Raw genomic sequence first — 24578 nt, 5'->3', positions numbered from 1 at the left:
TCCTACGCTAGAATTTCTCGTTCTACACAGGAAAGTTCTCGTTTCCAGGCAAAGAGTTCTCGTTCTACACAGGAAAGTTCTCGTTTCCAGGCAAAGAGTTCTCATTCGTCACGGGAAAGTTCTCGTTTCCAGGCAATTTCCCATTCTCCTGTCCGAAAAGCTTGCCCACCAAAAAGCCGCACGCCAATTTCGGGGGCATGCGGCCATTCTTCATTCCACAAGATCATTCTTGAACGCATAAATCACAGCTTGCGTCCTATCCTGCACCTCAAGCTTCGATAACAGATTGCTGACATGTGTTTTCACCGTTTTCAACGCAATAAACAAGTCATCGGCAATCTCCTGGTTCGTTTTCCCTTTTGCCAATAAAAGAAGAATCTCTAATTCGCGCTCCGTCAGATCATTATGAAGGCGATGCCCATTGCCGGACCGCATCTTCTGCATCATTTTGGACGTCACTTCAGGTTCCAAAACGGTTTGCCCTTTCAACGTGTCGCGTATGGCCTCCGCGATCCGTTTGGCATTCGAGGTTTTTAAAATGTAGCTAATGGCTCCCGCTTCCAATGCCGGGTACACTTTATCGTCATCAAGGAAACTGGTGACGATGACGATTTTCGCTTCCGGCCAATGCTTGATGATCTCGGCAGTTGCCTCTGCGCCGTTCATTTCCGGCATGACCATATCCATTAATATAATATCGGGCCGTAATGCAAGCGCCTTCTCGACAGCTTCTTTCCCGTTGACTGCTTCGTCGATGACTTCCATATCGGGCTGAGTCTGCAAATAAGCGGACACGCCGATTCGCACCATTTCATGATCATCCGCCAATAGAATCCGTATCATCTGATTCATCCCCCTTTTTCGTCGGCAATTTCACTTCCACTATTGTGCCTTGCGAAGGGACTGAAACGATTTTGCATGTACCGCCGATTTCAATCGCCCGTTCCTTCACGTTTTGCAATCCATACGATCCGCCTTTGCCGTCCGACTCCTCGAAACCGACCCCGTTATCTTGCACACGGAAAATAGCAAGGCTATCGCGTTCGACGAATAGGACATCGACTTCCGTCGCCTGCGCATGTCGCAACGTGTTCGAAAGCGTTTCTTGCGCTATCCGGAAAAGGTGGTCTTCAGCTCCCTTAGACAAAGAGACTTCCTCAAGTCGATAACGGATATCGAACGAAACCTTCTCTTTTAATTCGACTAACAGTTCCTCAAGACCTTCCGCAAGCGATTTGTTATTCAATGCCGCTGGTCGTAAATGAAGGAGCAATGCCCGCATTTCGAGCTGCGCCTGTTGTATCATCCGCTCAACTTGAAATAGCGGTTTTTGCACTGTCTGTTCATGCTCCTGTTCATTTATGGCGGACATGAGCATCGAAGCGGCAAAAAGCTGCTGGGAAACGGAATCATGCAGCTCACGTGCGAGTCGCTGCCGCTCCTGTACAATCCGTTCCTGTATCAATTTATCTTGCGCTTCCGCACGTTCATCCGTAATCCGCTGCAAGCTTTTCCGTTGTGTCGTCAAAATATTGGACACGTCTTCAAGCGTTCTATCAATCTTCGGGGAAAACGATTTTGAGACGTTCACAATCTCTTCATTTTGAACTAACCCTGTCAGCTGTTGTTCAATCGCCTTCACTTTGGAACGGCCGATGCCGCCCATCCAACCTGCAATAATTGAACCAAGCGTGATGCAAGTCAAAATGATCCAGGCGCCTAATGGTACGTTCGCATATTGGATTTCATAGAAGAACAACCAGCTTTCATTCAACGGAACATCGACGAGCGTGTAGAAATACAATGCCGCAACTCCCGTGAAAATGAATGATAAAAAGAGGCTGCGACCAAAGAAGTTCTTCATTTCCGCACCACCTCAATATCTCCGATCCATGTGGAAAGGGAGATGATCAGCTCGGCCCGGTCCCCGATGTCCGCGTCGTAGCCGTCCTTAAAATGAAGAGTCTCATTGATCATCCGCTTCGGACTGATATCAAGGATCCGCGCTTCGCCAAACAACGTATTGTAATGGATGCGCACGGGGATTTCGTAAGGCAGGTCAATCTTGATCCGCCCGAACCCTTGCCGGATGGCGATGAATGACGTCCCTTTCGGAAGGACTGTGTCGGTCACATCAACATGGATATCCCCGAAAAAACCTTGGATTTGTACGTCTTCCCATTCATAGGAAGAGAAGGGGGACGCCTGGACAGAAAACCATTTGTTTTTCCAAATGCCATTCGGCGTCTCCTTTTGAAACTCTTTCAACGGACGCATCATCTGCTCCGCAGGAATCCCTTTCCACAAGTGGAATAAAACATAAATGAACATGGCGAGCAACAGTAGACGTAAGCTCCACAAGGTCAACAACGCCATAACAATGAAGAACAGCCCTAAAAAGGCCATCCACTTCGAACGTCTCTTGAACCCGAAATAAGTTAATCCGGCACCGAGAAGGAGGAAGATGATGTTGCCATTCGCCAGGAAAGCGGATTCTATGAAAACGAGCAAAAGAAACGCAGCTATCCAAAATGTCATCTTATTCGTATCCATTTGTTTCATTCTAATGCCCCCTTCTGGATGTCAGATAGAAAAGGGAAGGCGGACACCTTCCCATCTAATTAATGTAAGTGATTATAAATCGTTCCAAGTGATCATAAATTCCGGTAAGTGATCATAAATCCCGGTGTGATCATAAACCGTTGCAAGTGATCATAAACCCTGTAAATGAAACCTACGCACTTCTATATTACACAATTTCCGCCTTGTTTGCGGCATTTTTCTCAAGCAATTCCAATCTGCGTTCCATCGAAGACGCTTCATACTCGCGATTGATCTTACCGCCGAGATTTTCGATATACGCGTTCATTTCCTCGACGCTTGAGACTTGCTTGTCACCGTTTTCGGGGGAGATGAATTGATCCATGCGGCGATGGGCGCGTGTAACGTTTTCTTTGCCCATCAATTGCAACTGGCGGACCTTCATATCTTTCACTTTATGTTTCATTTCCTCGAATTTACGTTCCAGCGCAATCAATTCTTGCTCCGACTGTGTAATGCTAGCCGCCAACTCGTTCGCACGCGTTTCGTAAGCAATCACCTCATCTTGAGCGAAGGCGACCAAATCATCTTCGCCCATCGACTGCGCAAGCTCCAGTTGACGGCGGCGTTTTTCGAGCATCGCTTCCGCTTCGGCAAACTCCTTCTCAAGCTCAACTTTCAACTTCCCTTGGCGCTCCAATAGCTTGCCGACCGATTCTGTCTGTTTTTCCGCTTCCTTGATATATTGATTCAACATCGCAATCGGGTTTTTCGCTTCCTTTTTATCAAGCGCTGAATGCAAGTCTGCTTGCACCGTGTATTTCAATCTGTTCCATAAACTGTTCATTGTAGTTTCCTCCTCATTTTGTAATTTCATCCCATTGCCGTTCGAAGTTGACGAATGGGTCGTCTGAATATGCAGCTTCAATTACATTTTCGTTTGTACGCTCATTCCATTTGCGCCACACATAGTAAACACCGAGCAACGCGATGATGCCGATGAATGCCGGCACGTTTGAAACAGCTGTCACCAAACCGATGAGCAGCACAATTCCCCAGAACAGCTTCAGGAATGTCGAATCACTCTTCCTGTAATAGTGGAACCCTGCAAAAGCGATCGCACCGGAAATGGCAAGTGCCAGAATCGACCCTAAGTTTGCGAGAACAACGATTGCCGCCACTATGCCGAGAATCGCAAGACCAAATTTTTTCATATTGTTGTTCCTCCTTTCGTTGTATCTACATCTTACAATGGACATCGACTCTCCCAAACGGCCGCAAAGCGGATTTCCATCTACGACCTGAGACCGATTCTGTTCTAGGGACACCGAAAAATGCTATGGATATTGGGAGCGCTTTCAGGTAAGCTGTAACTATATGAACTATCAATTAATTCAGAGAATGAGGTGCCAATATGAGAGAAGTGGTCATTGTCGAAGGGGTACGGACCGCTGTCGCAAGACGAAAAGGCGGTTTGTCGGAATATCGACCGGATGAGCTTGCAGCTGTTGTCCTTGAAGAGCTGGTAACACGTGCAGGAATCGATAAAGGTGATATAGAGGACGTCATTTTAGGCTGCGTCACGCAGTCGGGTGAACAAGGGGGCAATATTGCGCGGACGGCGGCCTTGATCGCAGGTTTTCCGGTCCATGTGCCAGGAGTTACGATCGATCGGCAATGCGGGTCAAGCCAGCAGGCCGTCCACTTCGCTTCGCAAGCGATTGCGTCAGGCGATATGGACATTGTCATTGCCGGCGGCGTCGAAAGCATGACGAGGGCGCCGATGTTCTCGAATATGAGGGATGCCAAACCAAGTCCCAAGCTGACGGAGAAACATGAAATCATCAACCAAGGCCTTTCCGCGGAACGCATTGCCGCGCAATGGGGACTGTCCCGTGAAGAACTCGACCGTTTCGCATACGAAAGCCATCAGAAAGCGATCCGGGCCATCGAAGAAGGCAAATTCGCTGACGAAATCGTGCCGGTTGCTGTGAATCGCGTCGATGGTGAAGTGGAAACCGTTGCAAGGGATGAAGGCCCGCGTCCAGATTCAACACCTGAAGTGCTTGCCGGCCTCAAAACTGTGTTCGATGAAAATGGCGTCATCACCGCTGGAAACGCCAGTCAAATGAGTGATGGCGCATCCGCTGTCCTGCTTATGTCGAAGGAAAAAGCAGAGGAACTCGGATTGAAGCCGCTTGCGAGGATTGTGGCGCGTACTGTTGTCGGGTCGGATCCGACTTTGATGTTGACAGGACCGATTGAAGCGACTCGGAAGGTCTTGTTGAAGTCGGGACTATCTATTGAAGATATGGACGTTTATGAAGTAAATGAAGCATTCGCTCCCGTACCGCTCGCCTGGTTGAAGGATACTGGCGCCGATCCAGAAAAGCTGAACCCGAACGGAGGCGCAATTGCACTCGGTCATCCACTCGGAGCGACGGGCACGAAATTGCTCGTGTCGATGGTGAAGGAACTGCAACGTACGGGTGGAAGATACGGACTGCTCGCCATTTGCGAAGGGATGGGAATGGCAAACGCGACGATTATTGAAAGATTATAACGTTACATACAGGGGGACGGACAGATGGAAATGCATGAAATTATAGCGATTGTCACGGGAGGGGCATCCGGTTTAGGGGAGGCGACGACTCGAAGGATTGTGGATGCCGGTGGTAAAGTCGCTGTTTTCGATATGAATGAAGAACGTGGCAAGATGTTGGTCGATGAGTTAGGGAAAGATCATGTTTTATTCCTGAAAACGGATGTGGCGAACGCTGAAAATGTCGAGGTGAACGTAGCTGAATCTGTATCGGTGTTCGGAAAGGTGAATGCCGTCGTTAATTGCGCAGGGATTGCAACCCCTGGGAAAGTCGTTTCAAAAGGCGGCCCGATGATTCTCGACCGTTTTGAACAAGTGATCCGCGTCAATTTGACGGGAACTTTCAATGTCATCCGGGTGGCGGCCGCCGCTATGATGGGCAATGAACCGAATGCGGAAGGCGAGCGGGGTGTAATCGTGAATACCGCTTCGATTGCAGCTTTCGAGGGGCAGATCGGACAGGCGGCGTACAGTGCTTCAAAAGGCGGTGTCGTCGGGATGACATTGCCGATTGCCCGTGAATTCGCCGGATACGGCATTCGTGTCATGACCGTTGCGCCGGGCCTCGTTGAAACGCCACTATTCGCGGGACTCCCGGATCCTGCGCGCAATGCGCTTGAGGAGTTGACGCTATTTCCTAAGCGGCTCGGACGTCCGGAAGAATATGCAAAGCTCGTTGAAAGCATCTTCACGAATCCGCTATTGAATGGGGAGACGATCAGGTTGGATGGAGCGATTAGGATGCAACCGAAATGAGGGGGGTTACGTATGGCGCGTTACCGATTTGAAACAGATGAACATGTCCTATTCCGGGAAACGCTACGAAAATTCCTGGCGAAGGAAGCGGTGCCCCATTACGATCAATGGGAAGAAGACCGGCTCATTCCCGTCAGTTTTTGGCGGAAGCTCGGGGAAATGGGGTTCCTTTGTCCGCAAGTGGAAGAGCAGTATGGCGGTCTCGGGCTCGATTTCAGCTATGGGGTCATCATCGGGGAAGAGATGGAACGGGTCGGAGCAGGCTTGACGGGGGTCGGCCTGCATAATGACATCGTCGTTCCGTACATCGAATCATATGGGACGGACGAGCAGAAGAAGCGTTGGCTGCCGGGATGCATCACCGCCGATTTTATTACAGGCGTTGCGATGACGGAACCCGGAACCGGTTCGGACCTCGCCAACATCCGGACGACTGCCATAAAGGACGGCGATCATTATGTCGTGAATGGACAAAAGACATTCATTACAAACGGTGTGAATGGCATTCTGTTCCTTGTCGTCGTGAAGACGGATCCGCAGGCGGAACCGAAGCATAGGGGAATCAGCTTGCTCATGATTGAGGAAGGCACACCTGGATTTACGAAAGGCCGGAAGCTCGATAAAGTCGGCATGCATTCGCAAGATACCGCTGAACTGTACTTCGAGGATTGCCGGGTGCCTGTTGGCAATTTAATCGGCGGCGAAGGAAAGGGCTTCAGCTGTCTGATGGAAAAGCTCCAGCAGGAAAGGCTGCTCGTCGCATTGTCCGCACAAACAGCTTCAGAGGATATGCTCGAAATGACGCTCGACTACGTGAAATCACGGGAGGCGTTCGGCAAGCCCATCGGTTCATTCCAAAACACGCAGTTCAAGCTTGCGGAAATCGCGACGAAGGTGGAGCTCGGCAAAGCGTTTCTTGAATCGCTCATTGAAGACCATTTGGCCGGCAAGGACGTCGTGACGAAAGTGTCCATGGCGAAATATTGGATCACCGAAACGGCACGTGAAATCTCCGCGGAATGCATGCAGCTGCATGGAGGATACGGCTATATGGAGGAGTACAAGATTGCGCGTAGGTACCGCGATATTCCGGTTGCATCGATCTACGCCGGGACGAATGAAATCATGAAGATGATCATCGCGAAGAATATGGGGTTGTAAATAGAATAGCAGGAAGCTTGTCCGCATAGGATTGTGGAGGCGCAAGTGATTACTTGGGATGGTTGTACATGTTTCACACTATAAAAGCGCAAAAGGGGAGCGATTCAAATGATGCAAACACCATTACTACTATCATCGTTCATAAAAAGGGCCGAGCAGTTTTTTCCGAACAAACTGATCATCTCGCGCACAGGGCCAGACATGATTCATCGCATTCCGTATCGGGAATGGGCGAAGCGGACGAGGAAGCTGTCGAACGCTTTGACGAAGCTCGGGATGAAGCACGGGACGAAAGTGGGGACTTTCGGCTGGAATCATCACCGCCATCTAGAAGCCTATTTCGGCGTGCCGAGTACGGGCGCTATCCTTCATATGGTGAACATCCGCTTGGCACCGGAGCATATCGCGTATGTCATCAATCATGCAGAAGATGAGATTTTACTAGTGGATGATAACCTTTTCCCGCATCTTGAAAAGCTGGCACCGTTCTTGAAGACGGTAAAGCATTACGTAATTATGGGCGACAGCACTGATGTGCCGGAAACGACGCTTGCAAATGTCCATTCCTATGAAGCATTGCTGGCAGAGGCATCAGATCAGTATGACTATCCGGAAGACCTGGATGAAAACACGCCTGCCGGAATGTGCTATACATCCGCAACGACGGGCAATCCGAAAGGGGTCGTCTACACGCATCGAGGCATTGTCCTTCATAGTTTTGCGCTCGGATTGGCGGATGCGATGGGACTGCGTGAAGGAGATGTCATCATGCCGATTGTTCCAATGTTCCATGTAAATGCATGGGGCATGCCGTTTGCTGCTGTTTTCTATGGTTCTACGCAAGTCCTGCCGGGACCAGGTTTCAACCCGCAACTTATCCTTGATTTGATTGAACAGGAAAAAGTGACACTGACGGCAGGGGTGCCGACGATTTGGCTGGCGGTTCTGAAGGAGCAACAGCAAAATCCGCGTGATCTATCATCGCTTCGAGGAATTGTAAGCGGCGGCTCCGCATCTCCGAAGGGATTGATTCGTGCGTTCGAAGAGGGGCTCGGCGTGCCGTTCTACGTCGGATATGGGATGACAGAAACATCCCCGCTAGTCAGCTTATCGGTTTATACGTCCGGCATGGAGGACTTGCCGATGGACGAACGGATCGATATCCGGGCGCTGCAAGGGTTGATCATGCCAGGGCTTGAAGTGAAGATTGTGAATGAAGACGGCGAGGTGCCGTGGGATGGCAAGACGATGGGTGAACTTGCGGTTCGCGGTCCTTGGATTGCGAGCGAATATTACAAAGACGACCGGACAGAGGAAGCGTTTAAGGACGGTTGGCTCTATACGGGCGACATCGCCGTCATGACGGATATCGGTTACTTGAAACTGATGGATCGGACGAAGGATTTGATTAAGAGCGGTGGGGAATGGATTTCATCCGTTGACCTCGAAAATGCGTTGATGACACACGAAGCGGTGTTCGAGGCGGCCGTCATCGCTGTTCCGCACGAAAAATGGGTGGAACGCCCGCTTGCCTGCGTTGTCTTGAAAGAGGGCAAAACTGCCGATGATGCGCTGAAAGCCGAACTGCTTAACTACTTGGAAGGCCAATTCGCGAAGTTATGGGTTCCGGACGCCGTCGTGTTCTTGGATGAAATTCCGAAAACATCCGTCGGCAAGTTCCTGAAAGCCGCCCTGCGTGAGAAATTGAAGGGGCATGTGTTGGAAGTGTGATAAGGTGCCACTCGCTTTTGACAGCGGGTGGTTTTTTGATGGCGTTTTCTAGCGGAATCCCCATATTTATGACGAATCGGTGGTAACTGCGGGAGCAGCGGTGGTAAAGTGCTTTGCAACGGTGGTAAACACCCTCGAATCGGTGGTAACTATGGCTGAGCGGTGATAAACCTCTTCTGAGCGGTGATAAACTCTGTCTAAGTGGTGATAAAGTGGTCGCGAACGGTGATAACTCACTTCTAAGTGGTGATATCGCCCCACAAGTCGGTGATAAACTTTATTCCGCCCCACCGCATTAATTCGACCAGAAAAGGGAATAGCGTATAGGGAGCATAATTATGGAACGCCCAGAGGAATGTTCAATCACATAGGAGGTTTTAATATGCTGAACAGAATTCCGAAATCCGAGACGACAGCTTGTTCCCTTACTGTTTACAATGATGGTTTTGCGCTGGTGAAAGATACACGTTCCATTCCACAGTTTGCAGAAAATGACGAGGTCCACTTTGTCGGGGTGGCAAGGAAATTGAAGCCTGATTCCATCATCGTTGAAGGGGTGGATGTATCGGAGCTTGTGTATGAATATGACCTAATGGATGAGTTGAGGATTTTTGAAAAATATCTCGGTCGTCAATTAATTATCAAAGATCCGTACACCAAACAAGATCGGGCATACACGTTGCTGCGCGGGAATGGGCCGGTTGTTATGCAAGACGTTGAAACGAAGGAAATGATCATCAATCCGAAAGGTGAGCTGCGATTCCCGGAAATTGAAGGCGGGAATCATGTGGAGCCGACACTCGTCTGGAAAGTAGCCGAGCAGCGAAGCAATGAAGTTTGTGTATCGTATTTGACGGGTGGTGTTACATGGGAAGCGGATTATGTCATATCCATGCATGGCGATCGTTTTGACATGTCGGGTTGGCTGGCGATGAAGAATTATTCCGGCGTCTCTTTCAGAGATGCGAAACTTCGCCTAATTTCCGGGACACTAAACAAAGCGGGCAATGAAAACGAAGAGAAGAGCGCTGAGCTATCGAGGCGAGAAAAGAAGAAGACAGAAGCGTTTTCCGATTTCCATACGTACACATTCCCGAAGGCAATCGACTTGGAAGACCGCCAACAGAAACAGCTGCGGCTTCTGTCATCCTCCAATTCAAAAGCGCGCATTATTTATGAAATCAATGAACAGACTTCGAATCCTGATATCTTCATCGAATTCGATAATACGGCGGAGAACGGTCTCGGCATTCCGTTGCCGGCTGGCGTTTTTAAGATGTACCGGACGAACCCGGATGATGGCAGTGCGGAATTCATCGGTGAATACGCAATTAAGCATACGGAAGTGAATGAAAAAGTCCGTTTGAAATCGGGAGAAGCTTGCGACATCGAAGTGAAAGCGAAAAAAACGGGCAAATACAAAGAAGGCGGATACGAGTATACCGAATACGAATACAGCATTTGCAATACGAAAAGCACTCCGGTCGAAGCGGTTATCCGCCAACCGGTACCCGGCCACTTATGGACTGTGGATGAATCGACACATGAATGGCAGAAGAAACGCGATAAGATTCTGCTGCCTGTCCATGTTCCTGTGAATGTCGAGGAGAAAGTGAAGTTCACAATCCGACACGACCGATCTGCGAGAAGAACAATTGGTTTCTAACGAATAGCAATTCGTGCTATGCTTATATGTGGAAAAGCACCCGGAGCTGGGGATAAGACTAGCATTCGGGTGTTTTTTTATTCACATGTGGATAATATTCATTCAAAAACGCCATTTTTTCAGAAATTATAAACATATAAACAATCTTACCCACAATTTTCGGTGCATAAGTCGATTTTTACGAACTTATCCACTACATTCACATTCATACTCTGCATTTTTCTAACGTACAATCCATCAGGGCAGGTTGGAACCTATAAGTGGATGTCAGCGTCAGATACAATTGACATATGTATGAATTTTTACAATCAGGGAGAGTGCCATGGAAAATTGGATAACGGAGTTCATAGGGGAGAACGGCTATTTTGGAGTGTTCTTTCTACTGTTCATAGAAAATATATTCCCTCCGATTCCTTCTGAGATCATTTTGACCTTCAGTGGTTTCGCAACGGGTTTTACAATGATGACGAAAACAGGCGTAATTATCGCCGCTACAATTGGCTCGGTCGTGGGGGCGATGGTTCTATACAGCATCGGCTTGCTCATTGATGTGGAGCGACTTGAGAAATTTGTGGAGCGGCGGGGACGCTGGCTGCGCTTATCGAAGAAAGATTTGAGGAGAGCTGATGCTTGGTTTGATAAATACGGTCCTTGGACAGTATTCTTTTGCCGACTCGTCCCGCTCGTCCGTAGTCTGATTTCGGTGCCTGCAGGGATGTCGCATATGAATTTTCCGCTGTTTCTATTTTTGACAACTCTCGGGAGCTTCATTTGGAACACCATTCTTGTTACAATAGGGTTTAAGGTCGGTGAAAACTGGGAATCGATTGTCCATTATATGGACTTCTATTCAAACATTGTATATGTGATATTAGCAATTGGCGGAATTGTGGTTTGTATTGGATACATCCGTTTCCGCAGAAAGAGGGCTTAGTGGATGGATTTATTTGAATTAGTAAAGGCGTTGATCCTCGGTTTTGTGGAAGGGATGACGGAATTTGCACCGGTCTCCTCGACAGGCCATCTCATTATTGTTGACGATATATGGTTGAAGACGGAGGAGTTCCTTGGAAAATATCCCGCCAACACCTTTAAAATCGTTATCCAACTCGGATCGATTTTAGCGGTTGTCGTCGTGTTCTGGAAAAGGTTGCTCAGCTTGGTTGGCCTGTATAAGATCGATGGAAAGAAAATGACAAGCCGTTTCAATCTGATGCACGTCATCGTCGGCATGCTGCCAGCAGTCGTTCTTGGATTTGCATTTAAAGACTTGATCGATGATTATTTATTCAGAACGGAAACCGTTATTGTCGCACTTGTCGCGGGAGCCATTCTCATGATTGCGGCAGACAAATTCGGACCAAAAAGACCGAAAGTCCAAACGTTAGACCAGATTACATATCGTCAGGCATTCACTGTGGGGCTTGTTCAATGTTTATCGTTATGGCCAGGATTTTCACGTTCAGGCGCAACGATCTCGGGCGGAGTTTTGTTTGGAATGAACCACAGGACCGCAGCGGACTTCACGTTCATTATGGCGGTGCCAATCATGGCAGGTGCGAGCCTTGTCTCGGTTCTGAAAAACTGGGAAGATATGTCGATGGATTACCTATCGTTTTATATCGTCGGGTTTATAAGCGCATTTGTTTTCGCACTCATTTCGATTCGCTTCTTCCTACAGCTTGTTTCGAAAATCAAACTTGTACCATTTGCGATCTATAGAATTTTCCTAGCAATCGTCTTAGCGGCAATCGTATTTTTATAAGAACGTTTACGACTCTTCCACGGGTCGTTTTTTTATTCTCTAAAACAGTCTTCTGCTACACTAAAGAAAAAACGGCGGTGAAGAACTTGAGTGAGCAAGTATTGATTATTGAAGATGAAGAAGCAATTGCGCGTGTTCTTCAATTGGAGCTTGAGTTTGAAGGATATTCGGTTGGCGTCGCGCATACGGGGACGGACGGCCTTATCAAGTTCAGAGAGCAAGAGTGGGATCTAGTGTTGTTGGATCTCATGCTGCCTGGCATGAATGGATTGGACGTGCTGCGGAGGATCCGAGCGGCGGAAGATGGCACGCCCGTTATTTTATTGACAGCGAAAAGCGATGTGGAAGATAAAGTGACGGGGCTCGACTTGGGAGCGAATGATTATGTCACGAAGCCTTTTGAAATTGATGAATTGCTTGCCCGCATCCGATCGGCGATACGCACTTCTCAAAAGAAGGTTGCCGGGAAAGATGAATTCCTTCATGAGTTCGCCGGATTATCGATCCATGAGCAGTCCCGTGAAGTGAAGCGGAACGGCGAATCCATCGATTTGACGCCGAGGGAATATGATTTATTGCTTCATTTGATACGGCATCCGAATCAAGTGCTATCACGGGAACAGCTGCTTGATGCGGTGTGGGGCTTTGACTATTACGGCGATACGAACGTAGTGGACGTCTATATCCGATATGTCCGGAAGAAAATCGAACAACGGAACGAACCTTCCCTTATTCAAACGGTCCGTGGCGTCGGGTATGCATTGAAGGAACCAGTCCATGAAACTTAAGCAGAAGATTCATGTCTTTTCGACCTTGTTAATGTTCATTCTTCTCATGCTGGCGACAATCCTCATCTATTTTCTTTTCGAAAGGATGTCGCATAATACGGAATATGAACAGCTGCTCGGCCGGGCGAAAGAGCTTACCGCGGAGTTGAGCAAATTGGAGACGGAAGCGGATGCGGGCATGGTGTTGCGGGCATTCATACCAGCGAATGGCGCAATCTCCATCATTGACAACAACAACAAACCGCTCATCAATGTTCAATCTTTAGCTGGACTCGGGAAGGTCGATGGCCATGTGAATCCGGGCAATTCATTTACAATCGACCAATTCGAGGGTACTGAAGCATTATCCATCTCGATGCCGATTGTATGGCCGACAGGTGAAGTCGTCACAATGAAGATGACGCAATTGCTGACAGATGTCGAGGAAAATATGCGAGTCCTGAAGTATGTCCTGATTGGCGTCACAACATTTGCGATGATTCCGATCACCTTATCCAGTATGACGCTCGGCAGGATTGTCACCCAGCCTATTGAGAATCTCATAATTGCGATGAACAGGAGCCGGCAATCGGGTACATATGAAAAGATGACCGGCGTTGTGAATGGAAATGATGAGCTTGCGCAAATGGAGCGGACGTTCAATGAGATGATGGAGCAGTTGGAACAGAACTATATGAAGCAGGAGCAGTTTGTCTCGAACGCTTCCCATGAATTAAAAACGCCTTTGACCGTTATTGAGAGCTACTCCCGGTTGTTGGTAAGGCGAGGGTTTGAAAACCGGGAAGTCGTCGATGAGGCGCTGAATGCGATTATCTCCGAGACGGGCAGGATGAAGGAGATGATTGCGCAAATGCTCGACTTGGCGAAAAGCAGCGGTTCTCAAGCGTTTGAATTCGGACAAGTCGATTTGACTCCTTTGCTTGAGGCGGCGGTCAAGCCGTTGAGGCAAGCATACGGCCGGGAAATCATTATTGAAGCGGATGGTCCGGCAATCGTTGAAACGGATGGGAAGTTTGTAAAGCAGCTATTGTTCATTCTCCTCGACAATGCAAGGAAATATAGCGACGGGGAAATATTCACTTCCATCGAAGACCTGCAGGACGAAGTGGAAATCACCGTGAAGGATTATGGTAAAGGGATTCCACAATCAGACTTGCCGCATATTTTTGACCGTTTCTACAGGGTGGAGTCTGACCGAAGCCGTAAGACGGGCGGAACCGGGTTGGGACTCTCCATTGCCAAGGAGATTACCGACGGACTTGGAGCAACCTTGACAATTGAAAGTGTCGTCGACATGGGAACTGTCATCCGAGTTTTAATTCCGAAAAACAGAAAAGTTCTCAGGGAGTTTTAATGTTGGGGCAGTAAGATGAAAGAAAGGAGGATTTTTTACATGAACATATGGAAAAAACCTTGGTTCATCCCGATTGTCTTGACGATCATCATTGTCGTAGCAGGACAGCTGTACACATCAGGAAAGCTGACGAAGGCTGAAGCTTTGCCGGAACAGGAAATCCGTTCCCAATTGGCGATGATCTACGATGGAGAAGTCAAAGATCTTATGTTGGATGGATCTGTATATAAAGCGAAAGTATCGAGATTAGGAGCAGAATACGCTGTGGAAGTCGACGCAGGATCAGGAAAAGTTCTTTCGCTTATCCAGACGAAAGAGTCGTCTGAAACTGATACGGTGGTAGGGACAGGCGAAGGTGAGCATCCTCCAGTTGCCGAAGCATCACCAAATGAATCGAATAAAGCGGATAGCGATGTGAAGGAAGAGGTGGATGACAAAGCGGATGCTAAGGCGGATAGTAAAACGGAAGTGCCAAAGCCGAATGTAAACAAGGCACCTGAGAAATCCAAGCCAACTAAGCAGGAGAAACCGCAGAAGACAGTCCTCATCTCTGAACAGCAGGCAATGAAAATTGGCTTAGGTCAATTGCCGGCCGGCACGATTGGCGAAGTCGATGATGTGGATTTTGTTAATTCATCAGAAGGCGGCTATTATTTAGTGCAAATTGAAATCGATACAGAGGATGACATGGATGAAGTCACGTATCAAATCCATGCGATTTCAGGCAAAGTATTGACTGTCACTTGGGATGATTAAGTAATTGATTCTCTCATCAAACTCTAATATTCCTCTCAATGTCCTCTCATCTTCACGAGGTAGTATGAAGGTAGAACATAAAGGAGGAAAACAAACATGAAAAAATGGATGTTGATTCCTGCAGTGGCAGGAGTATTAGCTATCGGTGGTGTTGCGTTAGCGGAGGACTCGGTTCCAAGTGTTGCGAAGCAGGCAGAGAAAATGATTTCATTGCAAGAAGCGAAGCAGGTTGCTACGGAAAAAGTGAAAGGCGGCATCGTGACGGAAATCGAATTGGATAGAGACGATGGCCGGTATCATTTCGATGTCGACTTGAAAGATGGAAAGTATGAGTACGATCTAGAAGTTGACGCAGTAACGGGCGAAATCATCAAGTTTGAAAAAGAATCGGATAAGAACCACAAGCAAGTGAAATCCGACAAACTGCTGACGAAAGAGGAAGCGATCGCCATTGCAAAAAAGCGGGCATCCGGCACAGTGAAAGAAATCGAATTGGATGAGGATGACGGTCGTAAAGAATATGATATCGAAATGAGAGACGGCGAATTCAAATACGAAATCGAACTGGATGCTGTAACAGGCGAGTTCTTGGAATTTGAAAAAGAACGTTACCAAAGCACGAAAAAAGAAGTGAAAGTGCAGCCGCAAAATCAAGTAAAGGTGCAAACTGAAAAAGTTGCGGCTTCTACATTGAAAGTCGTCGAACCGACAACGGAAAAAAAGGCTGTGAAGTTGGTTGACGACAAGCAATCGAACAAGAAGACGATGCTTACGAAAGAGCAAGTGATCGCGATTGCCAAGCAACATGCAAGCGGCGTTGTAACTGACTTCGAGCTGGATGACAATGTCTATGAAATTGAGATGGAAGACGGCGACATTGAGTACGAGTTGGATATCGATGCCTTCACAGGCGCCATCCTTTCCTTTGAACGGGATGATGACTGAATAACTGAGTAAATTTGTCGAAAACATTAAACATAAAAACATAAAAACATAAAAACATAAAAACAAGCCGGTAGCTGCCATACTACCGGCTTTTTGGTGCTTGTAGAACCTGTGATCATGTCCATCAATGTAAATTGCGAACAGCGGAACTTGCCTATTTACATTAGGGTAGCTGTTCCGGTTCTTTGTCTGTCACGTCGAGTATGTCCAGTAGGAAGACAAACACTGGAATCCCGATGATCAATCCCCAGACGCCGAAGAAGTTCTGCGAAAAGATGAGGACGATGAATGTATAAAATACCGGTAAATCCGTTTTCGAAGACATCAACTTCGGATTTAAAATATACGCTTCAATGGCATGAATGACCATGATGGCGATAAGCAAATAGACGACCGTTAGAATACCGCCAATCGTAAAACCGATAATCGTCAGAGGTACCAGTGAAATGATGACGCCCGCGACAGGAATGAGCCCTAAGAAAAAAATCATGATAGCCAATCCGATAATTTGCGGGAATCCGAGAATCATCAAGACGATGACGGACAAAAACGTATTGACGAGGGCAATGATGAACTGCGCTTCGATCACTTTTCCGAATGTACGTGAAAATTTCTTTCCGAAAAACTCAATTTCATAATAAAACGGGGCAATCTTACTGTTTTTAAACTTAACCGTGAACTCAATCAGCCGGGGTTTTTCAAGAAGGAAAAACAAGCTCAAAATGATTGCAAGAAGCACTTGAATACTAGTTTTACTAATATCAGTAAACGATTTAAGCAAAAATGAGAAACCGTTTTCTACATAACTCTTAATTTGTTCGCTGGAGATAACAGACTCTAGAAAACCGAGCAAAGGATTGTCAGGTGATTGTGTGGAGAAATTTGTAATCTGCTTAATCAGCTGGCTGATTTCAAGTGTGATGATCGGCAAATACTTGACGAGGCTGACAGTCAGCAAACCGACAATCACCGTGTAGAGGAGTATGACAATCAATTTATGATTCAATCGAACATATTTGGTTGTAAAATTGACCAGGCGATTCATTAAAAATGAAAATATAAAAGTTAACAAAATCAAGTTCATCATGCTTCTGACGCTAAACAGAATAATGATGATCAAAGCAAAAATAATAAACCGTTTAACTCCTTTTTTCTGGAATAAATTTGCGATCGAATCCATATTAACGAGTACCTCACCTATCCAATTAGTATGTAACTAATAGTAACATACTGTTAGTATCCACTTGGCAGATTTAGAATACAAGCAGGAGCTCTCTGATAAGAAAATACCGAGGCTCCTGCGAATAGGGACTTATCCTATAATCAAATTTCATACGCCTTGCCAACGACCGCCAATTCAACATCGCCTTCAAAAACTTCCTTTGCCGCATCGGAGATTTCCGTCAGATCGCCGTGCAAAGGCAGATGCGTCAGCACCAACCGTTTTGCGCCAGCCAATTTCGCAAGTTTCCCCGCCTCGCTGCCCGCCATATGTCCGGGTGCTTTGCCGAGATGCTCCTCGTACAAATTCGCTTCGCTAATTAAGAGATCCGTCCCGCAGGCAAAATCCACAAGCTTGTCATGCCATTCCGTATCCGCAGTCAACGTGACAGAACGGCCGTCCACCGTGAATTTCATTGCCAAACAATAGACGGGGTGAACTGTTTCGCAGAATGTCACTTCAAAAGGTCCGATATGGACAATATTCGTTTCCTGAATAGCTACGCCGATCGTCTGCTCTTTATACGATAGCTTTACAAAATTCTCATCGTCCCGATCATGACCGTAAATCGGCAATGCCGGCGACGGTTTGCCTAGATAATAATTGATGAGCCTGCTATATTGCAGGCTGCCGATGTCTGCGATGTGATCTGCATGATAATGGCTGAGCACGACGGCATCCAACTTTTCTAGTGGCACATAGTTTTGCAGGGAAGAGAGCACACCGCTTCCACAGTCGACAAGGCAATGAAACCCGTCATGTTCAATTAAAAATGACGACGTCGCTTCATTTGCTTTCGGATAGCCACCCCAAATCCCGATCGGTATTACTTTCATATATACCTTACCTCCATTTAATTCTATATGTTTGCTATTATACCTTGCGGGGTATATTATATATGTATAATCCAATACTAAAGGAGAGAAAAAAATGACAGCTACAGCTACAGTGTACACTACGAACACATGCCCATACTGCACAATGATGAAAAATTATTTGGATGAACAAAATATCCCATACCGGGAAGTGAACGTGCAAGAGGACGAAGCAGCAGGTCGGAAGCTCGTAGAAACGACAGGACAAATGGGAGTTCCGCAAACCGAATTGAACGGAAAGTGGATTTTAGGCTTTGACACGGCGGCTGTGCAGGCAGCATTAAAAGGGTAAGCGGTTTGAAACTGTCCTTTCTTACATTCAAATCGTGTACGATCAACAATGCTGAAAAATGCTATCCGAAAATCTGTATCGGTCATATTGCGCTCTTCCTCACAGGCGTTTTTCTTGTGATCATGGAGCTGACGAACTAAATTCACCCTCATTGATATGTAACTATCAATGAGGTTTTTTTATTGGGAAAATGGATTGAATTTCGCTGGTACGGTTTAATAAAGAACATAAATACCTATTACGGGGCGTCCGTTTCCTGTTTTCCAGGAAGATATACATAGTGACTTCCATTGAAGCATCAGTAATTGAATCGATAATTGTGCAGCTGCGACAGGATACTTCTTTCTGCCTAAAGTCTTTTATCCTGTCTACTGTTCCCAGTCTCCATTCCCTCTTTTGACAACGGAAAATTGAAATGGTAATCATATACATATAGTGTATTCTATAACTCTTGTAAGATGAATTTGGAGGCAAATTTTACTATGAAAAAATTACTACTAACTGCAATGGCTGCTTTATTTTTCCTAATGGCTGGTTGCAATAATGACGAAAAATCATTAAAAGATATTGAAGGATCAGCGGAGGAAGTGAATTCGCCGGAGGATAAGGAAGTTGAAGCCGAGGAGGCAAAGAGTGCACCGGAGTTTTCCCCTGCACCTACTGAAGCAAAAGACATCCTTTCTTCGGGAGCTGGAGAAAAGATGGAGGAAATCCAAAAGACTGCACAGGGGAAATTGACAAAAGAAGACTTCGCAGCGATGGAAGATTTCCCGGTCGAGGATATGACTGTTGAAGACATGTTTAATGGAATTGTCGAATGGTATGCGATGGACTATTCAAGTGTCCATGATCCGCTTATTAACTTTGAACCTGACTACGGTGAATATGGAATCGATAAGAAGGAAACAAAGCAATTGAATATTTCGGTCTTGATTGATGCGAGCGGAAGTATGAAAGCCTACGTGGGCGGAGAGCAAATGATGGCTCTTGCGAAGGATGCGGTGAAGCGTTTCGGAGCAGGACTACCAGAAGAGTCCATCGTCTCCCTTCGTGTCTACGGACATGAGGGTACGGGTACAACTGCAGACAAAGAGATGTCATGTGCTAGCAATGAGCTTTTGTACAATCCCGATTTTTACGAAGAGAATTCATTCAACGAGGCATTGTCCAAATTCGATGCTGCAGGATGGACGCCGCTTGCTGCTGCAATAAAAGCGGGTGGGGAAGATTTGCGAGTAAACGCCTCCTCCAAGACGCAGAACATGATTTTTGTAGTCAGTGACGGAGTGGAAACGTGCGGCGGAAATCCAGTGGAAGAAGCTAAGAAATTAGCGGATTCCGATCTACAAGCCGAAGTGAACGTATTAGGCTTCAATTTAGACAGTGAAGGCCAAAAGCAATTAAAGAAAGTCGCCGAAGAGGGCAAAGGGAAATATGCCAACGTTAAATCGAAAATCGACTTTCAAAAAACATTCCAATCAATGCTAGCCGAAGCGAATGCTGTCGTTCGTGAATTAAACCAAAAGGCAGTGCATGGAATCAATATCAACAATCATACAATTCGCTTGAATGATCAAGTTCTTAAACTTCATTCCAACTTCTTTGATTTTGCGGCAGAGGAAAACAGCAATTTGAGAATGGCTGTAAATGTGTTGCGCAGCGACGATCGAATCGACAACGAGACGCAGTTCGCACTGTCGGATTTGATTGATGAACGCCGTGCAACGATGCGTGAGTATGGTGAGTCCATTAAGAAAGAGAAGCTTGAACTCATTAAAGTTACCAGACAGGAAATATTTGATGCTCTGAATGAGAGCTGATGATAATGAACTACTCATCCGGAAAACGGCTGATCGGCAGATTGAAGCAATGCACCAATTATCGGGTGCATTGCTTTTCCTTTTTTGGGGGTTAATTGTAGTTAAACAGTGATAAATTCATCCGAATCGGTGATGAAGTGCCGAGAATCGGTGATAAACTTCTCGGGGACCAACTTATAGAGACAAATAATGGTCGAACGGTGATAAAGTCCGTCTGAGCGGTGATAACCACGTGTTAAGCGGTGATAAAGTCCGTCTGAGCGGTGATAAACATTAGGCAAGCGGTGATAACCCCGACAAAACCCTCTTCACTTATCCCTAACCAACAATGCAACGTGAAAAAGGACTGCGTCACGGAATCGGGTCGGGTCCAATGAGGTCAGCTCCTTCACTTTCCGCAATCGATACGACAGTGTATGGCGATGGATAGCGAGTGCAGCAGCTGTTTCGCCGATCACTTGGTCATGTTCGAAAAATGCCTCCAACGTTTCAATGAGCTGCTCAGCCAATCCGGCAAGGATCCGCCTTGCAAAGCGTTCTTTCAATTGGGCTGGGCTGCTATTCAAGAGGGCAATCAGTTCAATGTCATCATAGTAGTAATGAATTTGTTCATTCGAATGCCCGTACTGGATTGCGTATTTTGCTGTTTCATACGAATGGGAGATGCCTTCCAAGTTTTTGACTGGCAGCCCGACGCCGATTTCGACGGAGGAATCCTTTTGGAATAAAGCAAGGATTTTTTGCAGCTTCAACTCAAGCACGGACATGTTCACGTCGGATAGAACTATGAACAACTCATTCAACTGGGAGTGTCCGATTAGAGCTGTGTTTCTCTCGAACTGCTCTTCCATCGTTTCAATTAATCGGTGAGGAGATTCAGGCAAATTATCTGTTTGCACTAATAGCGTCACATAAGGTCCGGTCGTGTTGAATTCCAATAAGACAAGCCGGTCGATGACAATCGGTGAAAGAGGGCCGTTGTCGACCAGCTCTTCAAAAACGAGTTCCTTGATTTTCCGTTTCCATTCATCCTCCGACGTAATGAGTGCTTGATGGACCATCATCTCGGTCGTCAATTGTACGAGCGTTGCAATATCTTTTAATTCTTCAGGATTGCCGGTAATGCCGATGACGCCGATCAATCGGTCCTTATAATAGATGGGCATGTTCACGCCAGGCTTTGCACCTTGCCAATCCGATGTATTCCCATCATCAATCCAAAGCGGTCGTCTCGTTTTAGCGACATGCGCGGCCCCTTCATGGATGCGATCAATGCGTTCTTTTTCCCCGGAAGCCAAAATCATTCCATTCGTATCCATTACATTCAAATTCCTGTCCAACCTGAACATCGTCTGTTCGACGATTTCCTCTGCCAGTTTTTTTGTAATCAAGAAATCACCCCCATGTATAAAAAGAACCTTCATTTTCACGTGAAACTTATACACCAAGTATAATGTATTTTGGTTTTCAAAACATATAATTAAATGAAAGCGTTTTATTAATTTGAAGGGGGTGCTTCCTATGAAGGTGATTTTGGCACCTGATTCATTTAAAGGAAGTTTGACAGCGATACAAGCGGCTGAGGCAATGGCCGCAGGTATACGTGACGTCGATCCGGGCATCCAGACGGTCCTGTTGCCGGCGGCGGACGGCGGCGAAGGAACGATGAGAAGTTTGGTCGACGCGACAAAAGGAGAATACGTGTCTGTGAGTGTGGAAGACCCGCTTGGCAGACCGATTGAGGCGACATATGGCATTCTGGGCGACGGAGAGACGTGCGCCATCGAAATTGCCGAGGCTTCAGGACTTATGAGGCTAAAGGGGTACGAAAAAAATCCGCGTACGGCATCTTCTTATGGGACTGGTGAATTGATTGTCCATGCATTGGATAACGGTTATCGGAAATTCATCATCGGCCTCGGAGGAAGCGCGACGAATGACGGGGGAGCTGGAATCCTCCAAGCGCTTGGCGTGCGTTTGTTGAATCAAGAAGGGATTGAACTGCCGAAAGGGGGAGGCGGACTCGAGCATATTCACTCGATAGACAGTGGGAATTGGGATGCTCGCATTTCGGAAAGTGAATTCTTGATTGCGAGTGATGTGAAAAATCCGTTTGTCGGCAACGAGGGAGCATCGGCTATTTTTGGACCTCAGAAGGGGGCGACTCCGGCTGACGTGGACAGTCTTGACCGGAATTTGCACAAATTCGCCGACGCGATTGAAAGAGAAACAGGAATTGCCCTTCATTCAATGGAAGGTGCAGGTGCTGCCGGAGGCGCGGGAGGCGCGTTCCAAGCGTTCTTCAATTGCGAAATGAGGCAGGGGATCGATGTCGTGCTGGAAGCGATCGATTTTGAACGACATGCGAAAGATGCCGATTTGATCATCACTGGAGAAGGAAAAACGGATATGCAGACGCTTTCCGGTAAAACGCCGTTCGGCATTGCAAAGGTGGCGCATCGGGAAGGGAAGCCCGTCATTCTCATTTCGGGGGCTGTGGATGAAGAAAGCCGTGATGTATTGAAACCGCTATTTACGGAAGTCCATGCGATCCTGGATGGAAATGTGTCCGTGGAAGCCGCGATTGCGAATGCTTACGATTATTTGCGCAAGAAGACACAAAAGGTAATGGAATTCATTACAGAAAAAGGGGTGTAGGGAATGTTATTTGCGATGATTGTGTTAAGTGTTGTCCTCATCGTTGTATTAACAGCGGTGTTTAAGGTCCATCCGTTTTTATCATTGTTAGCAGGAGCGTTTTTCGTGGGTATCACGTCCGGTATGCCGTTGTTGACTGTCGTTGATAATGTGAACGAAGGCTTCGGAGGATTAATGAAGGGAATCGGGCTCGTCATTGTAGCGGGTACGATCATCGGTGTCATACTGGAGAAATCGGGAGCTGCGTACCGGATGGCGGAAGTTGTATTGCGCCTGATCGGGGAGAAGCGTCCGCAATTGGCGATGTCCATTATCGGATATATCGTATCGATTCCAGTATTTTGTGATTCAGGATTCATTATTTTATCGAGCTTGAAGAAAGCGTTGGCCAAACGGGCGAAAGTTGCGATTGCATCGATGTCTGTAGCGCTTGCGACGGGCCTCTATGCAACGCATACGTTAGTGCCGCCGACGCCGGGTCCGATCGCCGCGGCAGGGAATATCGGAGCGGAAAACTTCTTGGGAACGATCATCTTGATCGGCCTTATCGTTGCTATTCCGGCAGTGGTTGTTGGCTATTTATGGGCAGTGAGGGTCGGAACGAAAATTTCCGTGCCTGAAGATGTTGAGGATAATGGCCTTGATTATGATGAAATCGTTAAGTCATTCGGCCAAATGCCGTCGACGTTCAAAGCATTCTTGCCAATCGTTTTGCCGATCGTCCTGATCGGTGTCGGTTCGGTTGCGAAGTTAACAATGACAGAGGGCGGATTCAATAACTTCCTTCAATTTCTAGGGGCGCCTTCAGTAGCGCTGTTATTCGGTGTCTTGGCGGCGTTCTTATTGCTGCCGAAATGGAATGAAGAGACATTGACGAAGTGGATTGGTGAAGGATTAAAGGAAGCGGCTCCGATATTGCTCATCACAGGAGCAGGTGGCGCATTCGGAAGAGTCATCTCGAATTCGGGTGTCGCTGAATTGATCGGCGAAATGAATTTTGAGGCATTAGCTGGCGGCGCATTCTTCCTTCTCGTTCCGTTCTTCATCGCAGCAGCGTTGAAAACGGCACAAGGTTCGTCCACTGCCGCCTTGGTCATCACTTCCACCTTGGTTGCTCCGTTGCTGCCTGCGATGGGAGTCGAGGGAGCAATTCCACTCGCCCTCGTAGTTATGGCAGTTGGTGCGGGCGCCATGACGGTGAGCCACGTGAACGACAGCTTCTTCTGGGTCGTCACGGAGTTCAGCGGCATGAAGGTGACGGATGCGTATAAGGCGCAGACGATGGCGACTTTGCTGCAAGGTGTGACGACGATTGTTGTTACGATGGTTCTTTGGATGATATTGGTTTGATGGATAGCGCTGATTCCTTTCGGGGAATCAGCGTTTTTGCATGGGGAATTGGTGGAATTATTGGTGAAAGTTACTTGAGTGGTGATAAACCTCGTCTGAGTGGTGATAAACACTGTTTAAGTGGTGATAAACTCTCTGTGAGCGGTGATAAAGTGTCGCTAAGTGGTGATAAACCGCCGCAAGCGGTGATTACACAATCCACGGCATATGCCACCCTTCGCGAAGCATATAGTAAACTGTTTATAGAGTTGTCCATTTGAATAAATTGATATAAAAAGTACTTGAAAGGAGATGGG

Annotated in this window: 25 protein-coding genes; 17 read left to right on the top strand and 8 right to left on the bottom strand. The window is 47.1% G+C overall.

What is annotated here, in order from left to right; all coding sequences use genetic code 11:
• Positions 1-210: 210 nt before the first annotated feature.
• From M3191_RS03025 to M3191_RS03005, 5 genes are all read right to left on the bottom strand, one after another.
• Complete coding sequence (locus M3191_RS03025) at positions 211-843, bottom strand: response regulator transcription factor (RefSeq protein WP_251697957.1); 633 nt, start codon at positions 841-843, stop codon at positions 211-213.
• A complete protein-coding gene (locus M3191_RS03020) occupies positions 818-1864 on the bottom strand; it encodes a sensor histidine kinase (protein ID WP_251697956.1) in 1047 nt (348 codons plus the stop codon). The genes M3191_RS03025 and M3191_RS03020 overlap by 26 nt, the downstream gene beginning before the upstream one ends.
• Positions 1861-2562 carry a cell wall-active antibiotics response protein LiaF gene (gene liaF / locus M3191_RS03015; RefSeq protein ID WP_251693136.1) on the bottom strand — a complete coding sequence of 234 codons (702 nt, stop codon included), beginning with the start codon at positions 2560-2562 and terminating at the stop codon, positions 1861-1863. The genes M3191_RS03020 and liaF overlap by 4 nt, the downstream gene beginning before the upstream one ends.
• A 187-nt stretch (positions 2563-2749) precedes the next feature.
• Entirely contained in the window at positions 2750-3388 is a 639-nt protein-coding gene (locus M3191_RS03010; RefSeq protein ID WP_251697955.1) for a PspA/IM30 family protein, read from the bottom strand.
• A 13-nt stretch (positions 3389-3401) separates the two neighbouring features.
• Positions 3402-3755, bottom strand: coding sequence for an ABC transporter permease (locus M3191_RS03005; RefSeq protein ID WP_251697954.1), 354 nt, complete (start codon positions 3753-3755; stop codon positions 3402-3404).
• 200 nt (positions 3756-3955) lie between these two features.
• On the opposite strand from M3191_RS03005, the gene M3191_RS03000 reads away from it, so the two are divergent.
• From M3191_RS03000 to M3191_RS02950, 11 genes are all read left to right on the top strand, one after another.
• Positions 3956-5104, top strand: a complete 1149-nt coding sequence (locus M3191_RS03000; protein ID WP_251697953.1) for a thiolase family protein — start codon at positions 3956-3958, stop codon at positions 5102-5104.
• 24 nt (positions 5105-5128) lie between these two features.
• The gene (locus tag M3191_RS02995) at positions 5129-5899 is read left to right on the top strand and encodes an SDR family NAD(P)-dependent oxidoreductase (RefSeq protein ID WP_251697952.1); all 771 of its coding nucleotides are present in this window, start codon (positions 5129-5131) and stop codon (positions 5897-5899) included.
• 12 nt (positions 5900-5911) lie between these two features.
• The gene (locus M3191_RS02990) at positions 5912-7060 is read left to right on the top strand and encodes an acyl-CoA dehydrogenase family protein (protein ID WP_251697951.1); all 1149 of its coding nucleotides are present in this window, start codon (positions 5912-5914) and stop codon (positions 7058-7060) included.
• A gap of 108 nt (positions 7061-7168) precedes the next feature.
• Positions 7169-8791, top strand: a complete 1623-nt coding sequence (locus tag M3191_RS02985; protein ID WP_251697950.1) for a long-chain fatty acid--CoA ligase — start codon at positions 7169-7171, stop codon at positions 8789-8791.
• Between the two features lie 382 nt (positions 8792-9173).
• Complete coding sequence (locus tag M3191_RS02980; protein WP_251693149.1) at positions 9174-10457, top strand: DUF4139 domain-containing protein; 1284 nt, start codon at positions 9174-9176, stop codon at positions 10455-10457.
• Positions 10458-10779: 322 nt separating this feature from the next.
• Positions 10780-11391, top strand: coding sequence for a DedA family protein (locus tag M3191_RS02975; protein WP_251697949.1), 612 nt, complete (start codon positions 10780-10782; stop codon positions 11389-11391).
• 3 nt (positions 11392-11394) lie between these two features.
• Positions 11395-12222, top strand: coding sequence for an undecaprenyl-diphosphate phosphatase (locus M3191_RS02970; protein ID WP_251697948.1), 828 nt, complete (start codon positions 11395-11397; stop codon positions 12220-12222).
• A gap of 86 nt (positions 12223-12308) precedes the next feature.
• Positions 12309-13010, top strand: a complete 702-nt coding sequence (locus M3191_RS02965; RefSeq protein ID WP_251697947.1) for a response regulator transcription factor — start codon at positions 12309-12311, stop codon at positions 13008-13010.
• Positions 13000-14364: a sensor histidine kinase gene (locus tag M3191_RS02960; RefSeq protein ID WP_251697946.1), complete on the top strand. Its 1365-nt coding sequence runs from the start codon at positions 13000-13002 to the stop codon at positions 14362-14364. The genes M3191_RS02965 and M3191_RS02960 overlap by 11 nt, the downstream gene beginning before the upstream one ends.
• 39 nt (positions 14365-14403) lie before the next feature.
• The gene (locus M3191_RS02955) at positions 14404-15120 is read left to right on the top strand and encodes a PepSY domain-containing protein (RefSeq protein ID WP_251697945.1); all 717 of its coding nucleotides are present in this window, start codon (positions 14404-14406) and stop codon (positions 15118-15120) included.
• Between the two features lie 96 nt (positions 15121-15216).
• The gene (locus M3191_RS02950; protein ID WP_251697944.1) at positions 15217-16065 is read left to right on the top strand and encodes a PepSY domain-containing protein; all 849 of its coding nucleotides are present in this window, start codon (positions 15217-15219) and stop codon (positions 16063-16065) included.
• A gap of 163 nt (positions 16066-16228) precedes the next feature.
• Here the strand turns inward: M3191_RS02950 and M3191_RS02945 are convergent, their stop codons facing one another.
• The gene (locus M3191_RS02945; protein ID WP_251697943.1) at positions 16229-17245 is read right to left on the bottom strand and encodes an AI-2E family transporter; all 1017 of its coding nucleotides are present in this window, start codon (positions 17243-17245) and stop codon (positions 16229-16231) included.
• Between the two features lie 143 nt (positions 17246-17388).
• A complete protein-coding gene (locus M3191_RS02940; protein WP_251697942.1) occupies positions 17389-18123 on the bottom strand; it encodes an MBL fold metallo-hydrolase in 735 nt (244 codons plus the stop codon).
• A gap of 94 nt (positions 18124-18217) precedes the next feature.
• Between M3191_RS02940 and M3191_RS02935 the strand changes: the two genes are divergently transcribed.
• From M3191_RS02935 to M3191_RS18495, 3 genes are all read left to right on the top strand, one after another.
• The gene (locus tag M3191_RS02935) at positions 18218-18454 is read left to right on the top strand and encodes a glutaredoxin family protein (RefSeq protein WP_251693168.1); all 237 of its coding nucleotides are present in this window, start codon (positions 18218-18220) and stop codon (positions 18452-18454) included.
• Positions 18455-18936: 482 nt separating this feature from the next.
• A complete protein-coding gene (locus M3191_RS02930) occupies positions 18937-20274 on the top strand; it encodes a vWA domain-containing protein (RefSeq protein WP_251697941.1) in 1338 nt (445 codons plus the stop codon).
• Positions 20264-20386 carry a hypothetical protein gene (locus M3191_RS18495; protein WP_285853126.1) on the top strand — a complete coding sequence of 41 codons (123 nt, stop codon included), beginning with the start codon at positions 20264-20266 and terminating at the stop codon, positions 20384-20386. Before M3191_RS02930 ends, M3191_RS18495 begins: the two co-directional genes overlap by 11 nt.
• 196 nt (positions 20387-20582) lie before the next feature.
• Here M3191_RS18495 and M3191_RS02925 read toward each other — a convergent pair whose 3' ends face one another.
• Positions 20583-21665 carry a CdaR family transcriptional regulator gene (locus M3191_RS02925; RefSeq protein WP_251697940.1) on the bottom strand — a complete coding sequence of 361 codons (1083 nt, stop codon included), beginning with the start codon at positions 21663-21665 and terminating at the stop codon, positions 20583-20585.
• A 130-nt stretch (positions 21666-21795) separates the two neighbouring features.
• On the opposite strand from M3191_RS02925, the gene M3191_RS02920 reads away from it, so the two are divergent.
• From M3191_RS02920 to M3191_RS02910, 3 genes are read left to right on the top strand one after another with little or no spacing between them, the layout of a single operon-like run.
• Positions 21796-22932, top strand: a complete 1137-nt coding sequence (locus tag M3191_RS02920) for a glycerate kinase (RefSeq protein ID WP_251697939.1) — start codon at positions 21796-21798, stop codon at positions 22930-22932.
• Positions 22933-22935: 3 nt separating this feature from the next.
• Positions 22936-24282: a GntP family permease gene (locus M3191_RS02915; RefSeq protein ID WP_251697938.1), complete on the top strand. Its 1347-nt coding sequence runs from the start codon at positions 22936-22938 to the stop codon at positions 24280-24282.
• Positions 24264-24542 carry a hypothetical protein gene (locus tag M3191_RS02910; RefSeq protein ID WP_251697937.1) on the top strand — a complete coding sequence of 93 codons (279 nt, stop codon included), beginning with the start codon at positions 24264-24266 and terminating at the stop codon, positions 24540-24542. Before M3191_RS02915 ends, M3191_RS02910 begins: the two co-directional genes overlap by 19 nt.
• Positions 24543-24578: the final 36 nt, after the last annotated feature.

It is taken from the genome of Sporosarcina luteola (assembly GCF_023715535.1).
In the GTDB taxonomy this organism is placed as follows: Bacteria; Bacillota; Bacilli; order Bacillales_A; family Planococcaceae; genus Sporosarcina; species Sporosarcina luteola_B.
This window is presented reverse-complemented; position numbering and strand designations above follow the sequence as displayed.